We start from the raw sequence: 14764 nt of genomic DNA on the forward strand, positions 1-14764 counted from the left end.
TAATTATTAATCTAGTTGGTATTACTCTGCTTTAGAATCCATTTCAATGATTCCAAATGCATTCATTTCAGTATCTGTACATTGTGCAAACCATCCTACTTTTGGAATTGCCATTTTTGGAACGATAATTTGTCCACCTTTTTCAATAATTTTTTTTGAAAATTCATCAATTGATGTAACTGTAATTGTATTTGTTATGCCAATTTGGCCTGGAATTCTCTTTGATAATCCTCCATTAATTCCTGATTCTTCTTCAGAACCAGTATGGATCATCCAGTAATCCATTGGCCCATCCCATTTTTCAAATTTCCAATCAAAAACTTCTTTATAGAATTTTTGAGTTCTCTCTGGATTGTCAGATGGAATATCAAAATGTGAAACTCGTGGCATACTTTTTTCTTAATTTCTAGTCATAAAATAATTTCTAATTCTATCTTTTACTCGTAAAGTAATTTAGTACGACTTTATTTTCAGAATCAAATGGAACCATTTGACTCATTTCTTGTTTTTATTACTGAATTTTTGGGAGATCATCTCTATGAAGGCATATTCTTGGCAGCTTTACTCGAAACTATAGTTCCACCAATTCCTACTTTGGCAGTTTTTCCTACAGCTGGATTTCTAGCATCACAACAAGGGATCCCTCTGATTGGAGTAGTTCCTATGATAATTCTTGGTGCTATTGGTGCTACTATAGGAACATCTTCAATTTACTTTATAGCTCTAAAGCTTGGAAGAGTAGTTTTACTACGTTATCTAAAGCATTTCAGAATCTCTGAAAAAAAATTAGAACGTGTTGAAGATTGGTTTGAAAAATATGGTGACAAGGCAGTCTTTCTTGGAAGAATGGTTCCTGTTATGCGTGAAATGATTTCAGTTCCTGCAGGTTTACTTAAAATGAAAATTCCAAAATTTGTCTTGTACACATTTGCAGGTTCTTGTATTTGGTCTGCTGGTACTATTCTTTCTGGATATTATTTTGGCGAAGCAATGGGACTTGCAACTAATCCAACATCATAAAAATTGATTTTTATTCCCTGCTTATTTTTCTGGTATGACTAGGATCATTTTTTACTGATTCTCTTACTTTGTTTTCTAATGAAATAATATGTGCATCTCTACAGCTATTGTGGCAGAATTTTTCATTATTTCCTTCAAACTCCTTACCACAATGCATACAGACTAGTTTCATTTGTTCTTCGCATATGCTTTTATGATTTTAAGGTAATTGGAAATTCCCATTTTTAGGACTAGACTTGTTCTAGATCTCTGTCTAAATTTACTCCAATCAATTCTGCCCATTTGGCTAATTTTTCAATAAATTTACTATCTTCTTGTGTAAACATGAATTAGGATAGAATTATTACATAAAAGAAATTACTAATCAATTGTTCATTTTTTTTAAAAATTTGAAAACTGCCTAGTTTTGCATAGTTATATCAACTAGTTTCTTTGATTAGTGACTTGATACTAGAGATACTTTCTTCATTAAGTTCAATCTCTTTGTGTTCTGCTAGTACATGTTCAGTAACTTTTGTCATCAATTCTTCTTCAGTATCTGCTGATGCTGACCATCCGCAGTCTTTACCTGCATCTGAACAACTAATGCTTTTTGTCATGATTTTAATAATTTTTAGAGATATTTATCTGATTTTTCAATAAAGAAATATCTAAATCATAACACCTTATGAAATAATCATTATGGAACTCCCCAGAGGAATGAAAGACTTTGAGGCTATTGAAAACTCAAACATTGAACATATAAGAAATCATTTCAAAAAATTATCTAATTTGTATGGTTTTTCATTTATGGAACCATCTGTTTTAGAGTCATTATCAACACTAGAAACAAAATCTGGCCCTGCAATAAGAGATGAAATCTATTATTTTAAAGACAAAGGAGATCGTGAGGTTGCTTTACGTTTTGATTTCACAATGGGTTTGACAAGATATGCTACTGCTCAAAAATCCATGAAACTCCCAGCAAAAATTTCTGCATTTGGTGGGGTATTTCGATATGATGAACCTCAAAAAGGAAGATATCGGTATTTTCACCAATGGGATGTTGAAATTTATGGTAAGAAAACTCTAGAATCTGAGGCTGAAATAATTGAATTAACATCACGTTTGTTTGATTCGTTATTACTCAAAGATATTGTAATTGACATTAACCACAGGAATCTTGTTGAATCATATATCAACAAAATCTTTGAAACTAGTGATTCTGATAAAGTAGCAGATATTCTAAGAGCAATTGACAAGATTGCAAAAAAATCAAAAGATGAAATTCTAACTGAATTTACAAAAAAAGGATATGATTCTACAAAACTTGAAAAAATTCTGGAATTTTCTCAAGTAAAGGGAACAATTTCTGAAGTCCAAAAAATTTTTGATACTACACAACTAGAATCATGGGATGAACTAGAACAACTATTTGATTCCTTAGAAAATAGAGGAGTATCAAATGTTCGAATTAATTTTGGTATAGTTCGTGGCTTGGATTACTATTCTGGAATAGTTTTTGAAGTCTTTGACAAAAACTCAAAACTTGGTGCATTAGCAGGTGGAGGAAGATATGATACATTAACAAAAGCATTTGGAAGAGATGACATTGGTGCTACTGGTGTTGCAGGAGGAGTAGAAAGAATTATTCTTACAATGCAAGAACAAAAAATAATCCCTGAAGTTTTACAAAATAGGGTTGCAGTTGTTTACATAAATGAAGAGATGCAAAAAGTTGCTCATTCTATCACGTCATTATTGAGATTAAACAATATTCCAGCTGATATTGATCTTGCAGGACGTAATCTAAAAAAACAAATGGATAATGCTGGAAATGCAAGATATTCTATAATTGTTGGACCGCAAGAACTTGAAAATGGAAATGTTGTATTACATGATATGATGGATGGAAAAGAAGGAACTATTTCTATAGAAAAATTGACTGAGGATCCTAATTCTGTTCTTAATTTAGAAAAGCTCTAGTTAACATCATAATCTCTGGACCTGTAGTCAGTGAACCTACTACAATACAATTATTGTTTGCTAGAATTCCTGATGATACATATGGAATCCCATTATTGATAGAACTTTGCTCTATTTTTACGCCTAATAAATTAGAAAATGTCTTCATATCTTCCTCATCTGCTTCAGGATGGATTGCAGCCCCTGAATTATTTGCCACCATTACAACTCCTGTCTGATTGAATCCAGCAATTTTTTTCTGAATTGTTTCAACACCCAATACATCTGAAATAGTTTGACAATCTTCTTTTGACAACCACGGTGATACTACTGCTCCTTTATCATTAGCACAAATTACATTTCCTAATGCAGTCAATTTTGAATCTAATACCCCAACTTCCAAATCTGATTCTTTTTTGATAAAGTCGTATTCATTTTGATATGCAGTTTTAGGTAACAAAATTCCATTGTTGTTCATTATGCATAATGCACCAATTAATCTGGTATTTGCAATTGATGTGAAAAGATAATCTACTCCAAGATATTTTGCCAGTTTTTCCGCTTTAGTTTTTGCAAATCCCATTGGAAGTAAAATTATTTTATCATTAACACTAATGTAAACTCCGATGTTTGGGCCACGGTATACATCAAATTTGATAATATCCATATCCCAAAAATTGATCGTACAACGTTATGAACGTAAGGGATCAATCCATGACTAGAATTATGCAATTAAGCTAGTCTAGCTTTAAATAATAACTGAATGAAAAGCACATCATGCCAATAGCAGAAAATTTCCCCGAAGGTCTAAAACCATTAGGAAAAATTTCAGATGGGGAAGGACATTTTCATATTATGTGGGGTCCTGGAAGATCAGACGCTGAAGCATTTTCAGATGCTGATGTTAAAGCAGCATATGAAGCAAGAGGCGAAGAACAAGTTCCTCTTGGTGTAAGTGGAACAATGGTCGCAGTTGATTGGGATTCTTGTGTTGCCGATGGTGCATGTATTGAAGCATGTCCTGTGCAAGTTTTTCAGTGGTATAGAACTGAAAAAGACATCCCAGCAAAAGATGTCATTGGTCAAACTTTTGAAGGAACTGGTAGTTCTGTCAAAGATGAACGAAAAGATATGACTGACAAGGCAGATCCAATTAGAGAACATGATTGTATTTGGTGTATGGCATGTGTTTCTGTTTGTCCTCCACAAGCAATCAAAGTAGATCAATCAAATGTTGAAAAACATGAGAATGCTGCAAAAACTCTTTAGAATCCAAAATTATTTTTAGAATTTTTATTTTTATTGTTTTTTACCGATCTATTCTAGTTTAGTCACGACTAATTTTATCTAGCTTTAAATAATATTTTAAAATAAAATAACTTATGCCAATAGATGAGAAATTTGTTGAAAATCTAGAAGTCGTTGGAAAGACATTGCACTCAGATGGTGAAAATAAACACTTCATCTGGGGTAAAGGCAGAACTGATGGTGAAGCATTTTCAGATGAAAATGTCAAAGCAGCATATGAAGCAAGAGGCGAAGAACAAGTTCCTCTTGGAATTCACGGTACAACTGTAGCAGTTGATTGGGATTCTTGTGTTGCCGCAGGTTCTTGTATGAGTGTCTGTCCTGTTCAAACCTTCCAGTGGTATAGAACTGAAAAAGACATCCCAGCAAAAGATGTTCTAAATGCAACTTTTGATGGAACTGGTTTAACAGAACAAGATGAACGTCTAGATTACACAGATAAATCAATGCCAATTAGAGAGCATGATTGTACACAATGTATGGCTTGCCAAGAAGCATGTCCAACACACGCAATCCTGATTGAACCATCTTACCTAGAGTATCACGAAAAAGCTGATGGCTCTTATGTAAAAATGGAATCAACCTCTAACAATCCACACGCACACGATTAAAGAAATTTTTTCTTTTTTCTTATTTTTACAAATTCAACTTATCCTCAACAAATTTTAATGTCTACAATCCATAATTTTTTGCAGAGGTCGCCTAGCTCGGTAGGGCGCGGGCCTTGAGAGCCTGTGTGCGCAAGCATACGGGGGTTCAAATCCCTCTCTCTGCGTTTTTACTTTTCTATTTTAGCAAGTTCTGCTAGCATTGCAGATAATTGAATTTCTGAATTTGATCCAACTAAAATTCTGTAATCATATTTTGCAATTACCTCTAAAATATCTGATAATTTATCATGTTTTGATTTGAATACTGCAGAATTCAAATATTTCAAAAAGTCAGATTCTGACATTCCATAAACTTTGATTAACTCAATCATTTTTTCTCTAGCTTCTAAAATTTTTCCAGATAATGCAATTTTTAGAACTTCATCGACATCTGTTGTTTTTGTTAATCCTGCTGATGCCTTTACGTTTTCTTCAGAAATTGAACCCAAACTGGCAGTAGCTTGCATGAGATTAATTGCATGTCTTAGATCTCCTTCAGAATAATCATAAATTGCTTTTAGCCCTTTTTTGTCTGACTTTACTTTTTCTTTTTTAGCAATCTCTTCTAGTCTTTTTATGATATCTTCTTCTGGGACTGATGTAAATTTGAAAGTTGCACATCTACTTTGAATAGGATCAATAATTTTTGAGATATTGTTTGCAATCAAGATGAATCGACAAATTTTTGCAGTGTCTTCTATAATTCTTCTAAGTGCTGTTTGAGCATCAGAGGTCATTTCATCTGCTTCGTCTAAAATGATAATTTTGAATGGAACGTCTGCCATACCTGCATATCTTGAAAACTTTTTTACTTTTTCTCTGACCATTCCAATTCCTCTCTCATCAGATGCATTCAATTCTAGTGTGTAGTCTTTAGCATAATCTCCCAAAATCTGTCTTGAAATACATAATGCAGTAGTTGTCTTTCCAACACCTGCTGATCCTGAAAATAATAGATGTGGCATATCTGTTGGATCTTTGATTAAAGCTTCAAGACTGCCAATTATCTCTGTTTGATTGACTACTTCAGAAAGTTTCATTGGTCGATATTTTTCTACCCACATTCCAGTTGCAGTCATATGAGTACATGGAAGCAATTCCCACTAATAAATCCGAATTGGTTATTGTCACATACAACAAATTAAAATCCATTCAAGCATAAAAAAATGAGCGATCAGCCTGTAATTAATTAGGATCAATTGATCTCACTAAATTGTTAACAGAATTGATCGATCCGATACTTGAGGATCTAAAAGACAAAAAGTGATCTCACATGGAAATAGACAACATAGAAAAAGTACACTCGATTGGATACCGCCTAAAGGATGCTAAGGTAACCATAAGTCAAGACTACAAATTCAATGTTGCAGGCCTAAAGACTGAGGGAAAACAGGGTGAGGTGAATAACATACCTCAGTGGGTAGGCAAAATTCTTGCTGATAATAATTTGGGAACCCTTGATTCCCCTGATATGATCACTGAACTAAAACAAGCATTATCAAAAGAAAAAATGGTTGGAGAATATCAAATCTCGACACTTGAACCTCACTTTTACATCAAACTAAAGGAATCAATGAAAGAACTGAATCGAGATGATTTTGATAAGGTCGAAAGTATGATGTTGGAATTGTTTAGGATGAGGAGAGGAAAACTAGTAAAATTAGCTGATTCTATAAAACTGAATTCAGACTTGTACAACAAACTAACTGTTGAAGAAGTAATTTTCTACAAAACTATCTATGAAAATAGTATAGAATTTGAAAATCAAATAAAAGGTGAAAAAGATGAGTAGTGCACAAACTAGTACCTTTACTGACTCTGCATTATCTGATAAAGTAAAAGAATTCTTAACTCGATTCAAAGATAATACTGGAGAATACAAATATGTACAGGCAATTGATGAGATGATGCCTAAGAATTCTAAATTCATTATTGTTGATTATAATGATTTGATTATTGAACCCGAAATCATATCGATTTTTTCAGAAAACCCTGATAGAATATTTGATGCATTTTCTAGAGCAATCAAAGAAGCATTGCAAACAAGATTTCCTGATTATGCTGAAAAAATTAAAGATGAAGTTCGTGTTAGATTAATCAATTATCCTTCTGAACGTAGTCTCAGACAAATTAATGCTGAAACTATTGGTTCTATTACTAGTGTTTCAGGTATGGTGGTTAGAGCTTCTGAAGTAAAACCACTTGCAAAAGAATTGATCTTTGTTTGTCCTGATGAACATCACACTAAAGTTGTTCAGATTAAGGGAATGGATGTTAAAGTTCCAGTTGTATGTGATAATCCAAATTGTAAACATCGGGAATTTGATCTAAAACCTGAAGCAAGCAAATTCATCGACTTTCAAATACTAAGATTACAAGAACTTCCTGAGGATCTTCCTCCTGGACAACTTCCTCACTATATTGATGTCACAATTAGACAGGATCTGGTAGATAATGCTAGGCCTGGAGATAGAATTGTCCTTACTGGAGTAGTTCGTGTGGAACAGGAATCTGTTACTGGGGTTACCCGTGGCCATAGCGGATTGTATAGATTACGAATTGAAGGAAATAATATTGAATTTTTGGGTGGCCGTGGTTCTAAAACTTCGAGAAAAATTGAAAGAGAAGAAATTTCTCCTGAAGAAGAAAAAATGATTAGAGCATTAGCTGCTAGTCCTGATGTTTATCAAAGACTAATTGATTCATTTGCTCCTCATATTCAAGGACAATCATTAATCAAAGAAGCAATTCTGTTACTAATTGTTGGTTCTAATCAAAGATCGTTAGGTGACGGCAGTAAAATTAGAGGTGACATTAACGTATTTCTTGTTGGTGATCCTGGTACTGCAAAAAGTGAAATGCTAAAGTTTTGTTCTAGAATTGCTCCCCGTGGTTTGTATACTTCTGGTAGAGGTTCAACTGCTGCAGGACTTACTGCTGCTGTTGTAAGAGATAAGACAGGAATTATGATGTTAGAAGCTGGTGCAGTTGTACTTGGTGATCAAGGTCTTGTAAGTATAGATGAATTTGATAAGATGAAACCTGAAGATAGAAGTGCATTACACGAAGTTATGGAACAACAATCAGCAAGTATTGCAAAAGGTGGTATTGTTGCAACTTTGAATGCAAGAACATCAATTTTAGCTGCTGCAAACCCTATGTATGGAAAATATGATCCATTCAAAAATATTACAGAAAATGTCAATTTACCAATTCCTCTTTTAACAAGATTTGACTTGATCTTTGTAGTTAGAGATATTCCAACCAAAGAAAGAGATGAAAAGATTGCAAGACACATTATAGAATTACATACTCCTCAAGGAACTGACAAAAAATCCGTGGTTGATGTTGATTTACTTACAAAATATCTTTCATATGCAAAACGTGGAACCCCTGATCTAACAAAAGAAGCAGAACAAAAGATCCTTGATTACTATCTTCAAATGAGAAATGTTGAATCTGAGGAGATGATTACAGTTACTCCTAGACAACTTGAAGGTATTATCCGGCTCTCTACTGCTAGAGCAAGATTACTCATGAAAGATAAGGTGGAAGAAGAAGATGCTGAACGTGCCATATTTCTAATCCAAAGCATGTTGCAAGATGCTGGTGTTGATGTTAATACTGGAAAGGTTGACCTTGGTGTATTGCAAGGAAAACCTCGAAGTGAAGTCTCAAAGATGCAATTATTTATGGATGTTCTCAAAGGAATGGAAGGTGACAACAAGATTCCTGTTGAAGAAAGGGCATTTGTTAGAGAACTTGAAAAGAGTGAAAAATTCACAGAAGAAGAAGCAAGAAATTACATTAGAAGAATGCTTAGAGAAGCATCTATTTATGAATCAAAACCCGGTCATTATAACCGAGTATGAAAGTAGAAAAATTAAAACTTCCAGAATCTGCAATAGAATTTTTAAAATCCCAAGGTTTTGAAAAATTATATCCTCCCCAAACTGACAGTGTAAAATCGGGATTACTCGATGGAAAAAGTATTCTAGTCTCTGCTCCGACGGCAAGTGGAAAAACTCTAATTGCAATGCTTGCAATGATGAGTTACATTTCAAAAAACAAAGGTAAAATCATCTATCTTAGTCCTTTGAGGGCATTAGCTGCTGAAAAATTTTCTGAATTTAAAAAATTAGAAAAAGTTGGGTTGGGAAACAAAACCAAAGTTGGAATTTCTACTGGTGATTTTGAAAATATTGAAAAAAATCTAGAAAAAAATAACATTTTGGTATTAACTAATGAAAAAATGGATTCTATAATTAGACATGGTGCTGAATGGATTGATGAAATTGGTTTGGTGATTGCTGATGAAGTTCATCTAATTGGTGATGAAAGTAGAGGTCCTACATTGGAAATGATCTTAACTCAACTAAAACTCTTAGAAACAAAACCACAAATTGTTGGTCTTAGTGCAACTATAACAAATTCTGATGACATTGCAGATTGGCTTGAATGCACACTAGTAGAAAATTCTTGGAGGCCGGTTCCACTTTCAGAAGGTGTTTGTGATGCTGGAGAAATAACTATGGCTGATGGTACAACATTTGAAGTTGAGCGTAGTATACGTGGAACCCCTATTGATTTAGGCGTGCAATCAGTCAAAGATGGTGGTCAATCGTTAATTTTTGCTGAAACTAGAACTCGTTCAAAGTCTCTTGCAACAAAGGCAGCTGATGCAATATCTCAAATTTTAGAAAAAAAAGAGATGTCTCAATTAGAGAAAACATCAAAAAAAATTCTTTCTGAAAACGAACATACTGAATTAGTAAAAACATTAGCTCTTTTGGTAAAAAAAGGAGTTGCATTTCATCATGCTGGACTAAATCAAAACTGTAGAGAAACAATAGAGGCTGAATTTAGAAATGGTACCATCAAACTATTATCTTCAACTCCTACTTTAGCTGCAGGTGTTAACTTGCCAGCAAGAAGAGTTGTAATTTCTAATGTTAATAGATACAATGCAAAAGTTGGTGCAAATAGACCAATTAGTATTCTTGAATACAAACAACTTTGTGGACGAGCAGGAAGACCTCAATATGATGATTATGGAGAATCAATTATTGTTGGAAATGGCAATACTGATGATCTAATTGAATATTACATTAATGGTGAACCTGAACCTATTGAATCAAAAATTACTGATGATAAATCTTTGAGAACTCATATACTCAGTGTTATTGTAACTCATCCTGGAATCAAAAAAGAAGAAATTCTAGAATTCTTTTTACAAACACTTGGTGGTATACAATCACGTAAATCTACTATCAAATTTGCAATTGATATTTCCTTACGTTTCCTTTCTAGCCAATATTTGATTGTAAAAAAAGGTGAAAGATACGCCGCAACTGAATTTGGTAAAAAAACTTCGATGCTTTACATTGATCCACTTACAGCGACTTACTTTAGAGATGCACTTGAAAATGTATCTGGAGAAAGAAAACACACATTTGGATTTCTACATTTGATTTCAAATTGTGAAGAATTTTTCCCAAAATTTTCGCTAAGACAAAAAGACTATGAAACAGCAAGTCTCATGATTGAAAATAATTCCTCAGAACTCTTAGAGCCAATTTCAGAATATGATTGCTCAAGAAGCCTTCTGGCCCTTCAATCCTGGATTACTGAATCTACGGAACTTAGCCTCTCAGATAGTCTTGGGATTGAATCTGGTGATATGCATAGAATGACTGAGACTGGAAATTGGCTTTGTTATTGTCTCAGAGAGATTTCAAAGCATGTTGAACGGGCAGATTTACTTGAAGAGTTGGGTAATTTGCGTAGAAGAATATCTTATGGAATTAGAGAAGAATTACTTGAACTAGTTAAGGTTAAAGGGATTGGTAGAGTCAGAGCAAGAATTCTATTCAAACATGGAATCAAAAATCTTGATGATTTGGCAAAGATTCCTGTAAATAAATTAGCAGAAATAGATAAAATTGGTTCAACCATTGCGGATAACATCAAGGCAGAGTTACAAAAGGTTAGATATTGATTGATTTACTGATTCCAGCATTTGTTTCATGTATTATTGCGTTTTTTGTTGTCTTTGTAACCACTCCTCCATTGATCAAATTTCTAGAAAAAAGAAACATGGCAGTAAAAGACATGAACAAAAAAGAAGATGTCATGGTTGTAAGACCTGGTGGACCTTCAATAATTTTGGGAATAATTGTTTCAGAAATTGTTTTGTATGCATTTTTACAACTAAATGAAATTATTGCAATAATTATTACAACTACTGCTGCATTTGCAATTGGATATGTTGATGATAGAAAAGTAATGGGAGGATGGTTTAAACCAGTAACTCTTGCTATTGCTGCAATTCCAATAATTGCATTGGGTACATATGATTCTAATTTGGCATTTCCCTTATTTGGTGAAGTACAGATACCTGTACTTTATCTTGGATTAATCATATTGATGATCCCTATTACTGGAAATACAATAAACTCTATTGATGTTTTAAATGGTGTTGCAAGTGGATTTATGGTTATAGCAAGTTTCTCATTATCTATTTGTCTGTTTATTGTAGAAAATTTTGAAATTGCAATTGTAAGTTTACCGTTAGGATTTGTTTCTTTAGCATTTTACAAATATCACAAAATTCCAAGTAAAATTTTCCCAGGTGACTCTGGAGCTTTAACTTTAGGTGCCATGTATGGTTCTATTGCAATTGCTGGAGGTGTAGAAATTATTGCAGCCGTAGCACTATTACCTGCGGTAATAAACTCATTTTTGTTCCTTTCAAGTGTAAAAAAGATAGTAGAACATAGACAAATCAAGGGAAAACCTGTAGAACACACTAAAGATTTCAAGTTAAAAGCAACTGATGATAAAACCGCTCCTGTTACTCTAGTAAGATTAATTCTTGCAGCAGGACCTCTTACTGAAAAACAAGTTGGAATTGCAATCTTTAAGTTTGGATTATTTTCTGGTGTATTGGCAATAATCACCGCATTTCTAATGGGAGTTAGGATATGAGAAAAGGGCTTTATGGCTTTTTGTTTGGAATGTGGATTTTAATGCTTCTTGGTGGAGGTATTCTTGTTACAGTTCTTGGACCTATAGAAGTAACAGGATATGGTGATGCTAATTGGTTTATTGCATCTGTAATTAAAGCAATTATTGCCATTATTCTTGTAGTTATTTGGATTTTAGTTTTGTTAAAAATGAAGAATTGGATATTCAAAAAAGAACTAAGATCTTAACTCTCTAACCATTCTTTTTGTTTTTTATCATACTCTTCTCTAGTCTTTCTGATTGTGGCTGGTGAACCCATAACAACAACATTTTCAGGAACATCTCTAGTTACAACTGCTCCCATTGCAACAACACTATTTTTTCCAACAGTAACTCCGGCTTTTATTACTGCTCGTGCTCCAATTATTGCACCATCTTCTATTGTTACTCCTACCATTTTATCACACATTGGGTATGGATCATTTGTTAATACTGCAGCTGGTCCAATGAAAGCATTTTTTCCAATTCTTGAAAGTGGTGGGATGTAAGCTGAGCCCTCAATCTTTGTATTTTCTCCAATCTTTACATCATAATCAATATGAACAAGGGAACCAATCTTAACATTGTCTCCTATTTCCACATTATCTCCAACATATGTAAAATGCCAAATTGATACATTTTGGCCAATTTTTGCTTTATCTGAGATAAAATTGGTGATCATTTTCTACAAATGCCATGGGTTTGCCTTTGTAATAATTTTTTCAGGCAATTCATCTTTGAAATTTTTTAAAAATTCTATTTCTTGCTTTTTATCACGTATCTCATCAGGAAGCATAATTGGAATTTCTTCAATTATGGGAAAAAATCTAGAACATTTTGTACAAAACAAAACTCCTTCTGAAACTATGCCATCTTTTTCTTTTATCTCAAATAATTCTAAAGGATGATTTTTATCAATTGGACATGCCAATATGTCCATCATAGTTTTATTCATTTTAGATCTAAGTATATTGGAACTCCTTTCTGACTAGATAAAAGTGCAGCTTCAGCAATTTTTGTAACATTTACTGCTTGTTGTGCTGTAACAATATGTTCATTTTTACCTTCAATTGCATTAAGAAAACTTTGAATCTCTATTAGCAAAGGCTCTTGTTTTTCATTTTCTATATTTTCTATTTCTTCTTGTTTTTCAACTTTGATTTCTTGTGTGATAAAATCTGATGAAATTCTTGCGTCATTACAAATTGCATGAAACTTTCTAATTCTCTTTGGTGTGATCCAATTTGATGTAATGATTGCAACTTTATTTTCTTTATATCCTAACATAATGGTTGCAAAATCTTCATGTTCATGTTTTATCTGACCTGATCTTGCAAATACTACATTAGGCATTTCATCAAATAACCAATTTGCAGTATCAATATCGTGAACTGAAGTATCATAAATTATTCCTACATCTTTAATGTGAAGTGGCATTCTATTTTCACGATGAAATTCAAGCATAATTAAATCCCCGTATTTTTTTTCTTTTACAAGATTTTTTACAACTCCTACTGCAGGATTGAATCTTTCTATGTATCCACAAGTTAGAATTACTTTATTTTTTTCTGCAAGTTTTGCAAGTTCTTCTCCTTCTTCTGTCTTGTATGTAAGAGGTTTTTCAACAAAAACATGTTTTTTTACTTCAAGTAATTTTTTTGCTATTTCTGTATGTGTAGATGTTGGCGTAACAACAAATGCTCCATCAAATTCTTCAGATGAAATCATATCATCAAGTGATTCATAGTGATTAACAGAATATTTTTCTCCAAATTCTTTACTACGTTTTGTATCTGTATCGCAAATTGCACCAAGTACTCCTAATTCTGATAGTACTCTTGCATGATTCTTACCCCATCCACCTGTACCAATTTGCACAATTTTCATCTAATACACCGCTGTTAACCAATGAGAATAGTCATCATTTTTGTTCATTACTATGTCTGTATACTCTTCCATCATCTTCTTTGTAATGTCTCCTGGTTTACCGTTACTCATTTTCTTTCCATCAAGTGAAATTATTGGTGTAATTTCAGCTGCAGTTCCAGTTAAAAATATCTCATCAGACATTGCAAGTTCACTTCTTGTGATGTCTCTTTCAACTATTTCAATATCCAAATCTTTTGCAATTTTGATTACTGCATCACGAGTAATTCCCTCTAGTGCTGCTGATGCTAAAGACGGTGTTGCAATTTGACTCTCTCTAACGATAAAAATATTCTCACCAGGTGCCTCACTAACATTTCCATTATGATCAAGTAAAATTGCTTCATCAACTCCATTTCTTTTTGCTTCTTGTGTTGCAATTATTGAATTTAGATAATTTCCACCCATCTTTGCTTGAGGTGGAGTTGACATATCTGAGAATTTCCTCCAAGAAACAATTCCTGCTGAAATTCCATTTTTATTAAACAAATCTCCAAAAGGAAATGTGAAAATTGCAACATTTGTTGGAGCTTTTTCAGTAACATGTAGATTTATTCCGTAATCTCCAACAAAATAAAATGGTCTAATATAACATGATTTTTTGAGTTTATTTTTTTTGCATATTCCTGTTATTGCATCTGTAATTTCTTTATCTGAAAAATTTAATGAAATATTGTAAAATTGTCCTGATCTTCTAAATCGTTTTACATGTTCATCTAGTCTAAACACATGTAGATTTTTTCCATTCCAATATGCTCTAATTCCTTCAAAGATTGATGTTCCATAGTGTATTGCATGTGTTGTAATTGGAACTTGTGCTTTTTCTGTTAGAACATATTTTCCATCAAACCAAACATATTTTGAAAGTGGAAGTTTCATAGAAAATTTTTACCTGTAGTGTATTAATCTCT

The 14764-nt window shown here is 33.1% G+C and carries 18 protein-coding genes and 1 tRNA gene; 10 read left to right on the top strand and 9 right to left on the bottom strand.

The annotated features are described in order from the left end of the window. Positions 1-21 precede the first annotated feature (21 nt). Complete coding sequence (locus tag ACX12B_RS00945; RefSeq protein WP_459352203.1) at positions 22-390, bottom strand: VOC family protein; 369 nt, start codon at positions 388-390, stop codon at positions 22-24. A gap of 90 nt (positions 391-480) precedes the next feature. Here ACX12B_RS00945 and ACX12B_RS00950 point away from each other — a divergent pair, with 90 nt between their 5' ends. Beyond that, a complete protein-coding gene (locus ACX12B_RS00950; RefSeq protein WP_459352204.1) occupies positions 481-1020 on the top strand; it encodes a DedA family protein in 540 nt (179 codons plus the stop codon). Between the two features lie 10 nt (positions 1021-1030). On the opposite strand, the gene ACX12B_RS00955 is transcribed toward ACX12B_RS00950, so the two are convergent. Further along, positions 1031-1192 carry a hypothetical protein gene (locus tag ACX12B_RS00955; protein WP_459352205.1) on the bottom strand — a complete coding sequence of 54 codons (162 nt, stop codon included), beginning with the start codon at positions 1190-1192 and terminating at the stop codon, positions 1031-1033. 247 nt (positions 1193-1439) lie between these two features. Beyond that, complete coding sequence (locus ACX12B_RS00960; RefSeq protein WP_459352206.1) at positions 1440-1619, bottom strand: DUF1059 domain-containing protein; 180 nt, start codon at positions 1617-1619, stop codon at positions 1440-1442. An 82-nt stretch (positions 1620-1701) separates the two neighbouring features. On the opposite strand from ACX12B_RS00960, the gene hisS reads away from it, so the two are divergent. Further along, complete coding sequence (hisS, locus tag ACX12B_RS00965) at positions 1702-2985, top strand: histidine--tRNA ligase (RefSeq protein WP_459352207.1); 1284 nt, start codon at positions 1702-1704, stop codon at positions 2983-2985. Here hisS and ACX12B_RS00970 read toward each other — a convergent pair. Further along, complete coding sequence (locus ACX12B_RS00970; RefSeq protein WP_459352208.1) at positions 2966-3631, bottom strand: translation initiation factor IF-6; 666 nt, start codon at positions 3629-3631, stop codon at positions 2966-2968. The genes hisS and ACX12B_RS00970 overlap by 20 nt on opposite strands. A gap of 110 nt (positions 3632-3741) precedes the next feature. Between ACX12B_RS00970 and ACX12B_RS00975 the strand changes: the two genes are divergently transcribed. The 3 genes from ACX12B_RS00975 (at position 3742) to ACX12B_RS00985 (ending at position 5047) form a co-directional block, all read left to right on the top strand. Beyond that, positions 3742-4233 carry a 4Fe-4S dicluster domain-containing protein gene (locus ACX12B_RS00975; protein ID WP_459352209.1) on the top strand — a complete coding sequence of 164 codons (492 nt, stop codon included), beginning with the start codon at positions 3742-3744 and terminating at the stop codon, positions 4231-4233. 113 nt (positions 4234-4346) lie between these two features. Beyond that, entirely contained in the window at positions 4347-4883 is a 537-nt protein-coding gene (locus tag ACX12B_RS00980) for a 4Fe-4S dicluster domain-containing protein (protein ID WP_459352210.1), read from the top strand. An 80-nt stretch (positions 4884-4963) separates the two neighbouring features. Further along, positions 4964-5047: transfer RNA gene (locus ACX12B_RS00985), tRNA-Ser, on the top strand. A gap of 3 nt (positions 5048-5050) precedes the next feature. Here ACX12B_RS00985 and ACX12B_RS00990 read toward each other — a convergent pair. Then, positions 5051-6001 carry a replication factor C small subunit gene (locus ACX12B_RS00990; protein WP_459352211.1) on the bottom strand — a complete coding sequence of 317 codons (951 nt, stop codon included), beginning with the start codon at positions 5999-6001 and terminating at the stop codon, positions 5051-5053. Between the two features lie 194 nt (positions 6002-6195). On the opposite strand from ACX12B_RS00990, the gene ACX12B_RS00995 reads away from it, so the two are divergent. Genes ACX12B_RS00995 through ACX12B_RS01015 form a run of 5 tightly spaced genes read left to right on the top strand, consistent with a single transcriptional unit; the run spans position 6196 to position 12136 of the window. After that, positions 6196-6714, top strand: a complete 519-nt coding sequence (locus ACX12B_RS00995) for a hypothetical protein (protein WP_459352212.1) — start codon at positions 6196-6198, stop codon at positions 6712-6714. Beyond that, entirely contained in the window at positions 6707-8794 is a 2088-nt protein-coding gene (locus tag ACX12B_RS01000; RefSeq protein ID WP_459352213.1) for a minichromosome maintenance protein MCM, read from the top strand. The genes ACX12B_RS00995 and ACX12B_RS01000 overlap by 8 nt, the downstream gene beginning before the upstream one ends. After that, positions 8791-10920 carry a DEAD/DEAH box helicase gene (locus tag ACX12B_RS01005; protein WP_459352214.1) on the top strand — a complete coding sequence of 710 codons (2130 nt, stop codon included), beginning with the start codon at positions 8791-8793 and terminating at the stop codon, positions 10918-10920. Before ACX12B_RS01000 ends, ACX12B_RS01005 begins: the two co-directional genes overlap by 4 nt. Next, complete coding sequence (locus ACX12B_RS01010; protein WP_459352215.1) at positions 10917-11909, top strand: MraY family glycosyltransferase; 993 nt, start codon at positions 10917-10919, stop codon at positions 11907-11909. Before ACX12B_RS01005 ends, ACX12B_RS01010 begins: the two co-directional genes overlap by 4 nt. Then, positions 11906-12136, top strand: coding sequence for a hypothetical protein (locus tag ACX12B_RS01015; RefSeq protein WP_459352216.1), 231 nt, complete (start codon positions 11906-11908; stop codon positions 12134-12136). The genes ACX12B_RS01010 and ACX12B_RS01015 overlap by 4 nt, the downstream gene beginning before the upstream one ends. Here the strand turns inward: ACX12B_RS01015 and ACX12B_RS01020 are convergent. Genes ACX12B_RS01020 through ACX12B_RS01035 form a run of 4 tightly spaced genes read right to left on the bottom strand, consistent with a single transcriptional unit; the run spans position 12133 to position 14732 of the window. Next, complete coding sequence (locus tag ACX12B_RS01020) at positions 12133-12609, bottom strand: acyltransferase (RefSeq protein WP_459352217.1); 477 nt, start codon at positions 12607-12609, stop codon at positions 12133-12135. The two genes, ACX12B_RS01015 and ACX12B_RS01020, sit on opposite strands and share 4 nt — an antisense overlap. Positions 12610-12612: 3 nt before the next feature. Next, a complete protein-coding gene (locus tag ACX12B_RS01025) occupies positions 12613-12882 on the bottom strand; it encodes a Trm112 family protein (protein ID WP_459352218.1) in 270 nt (89 codons plus the stop codon). Then, positions 12879-13814, bottom strand: a complete 936-nt coding sequence (locus ACX12B_RS01030) for a Gfo/Idh/MocA family protein (protein ID WP_459352219.1) — start codon at positions 13812-13814, stop codon at positions 12879-12881. Before ACX12B_RS01030 ends, ACX12B_RS01025 begins: the two co-directional genes overlap by 4 nt. Next, positions 13815-14732 (bottom strand): branched-chain amino acid transaminase, encoded by a 918-nt coding sequence (locus tag ACX12B_RS01035; protein WP_459352220.1) that lies wholly within the window; start codon positions 14730-14732, stop codon positions 13815-13817. Between the last annotated feature and the right edge of the window lie 32 nt (positions 14733-14764).

The sequence above is a fragment of the Nitrosopumilus sp. S6 genome (assembly GCF_054515815.1).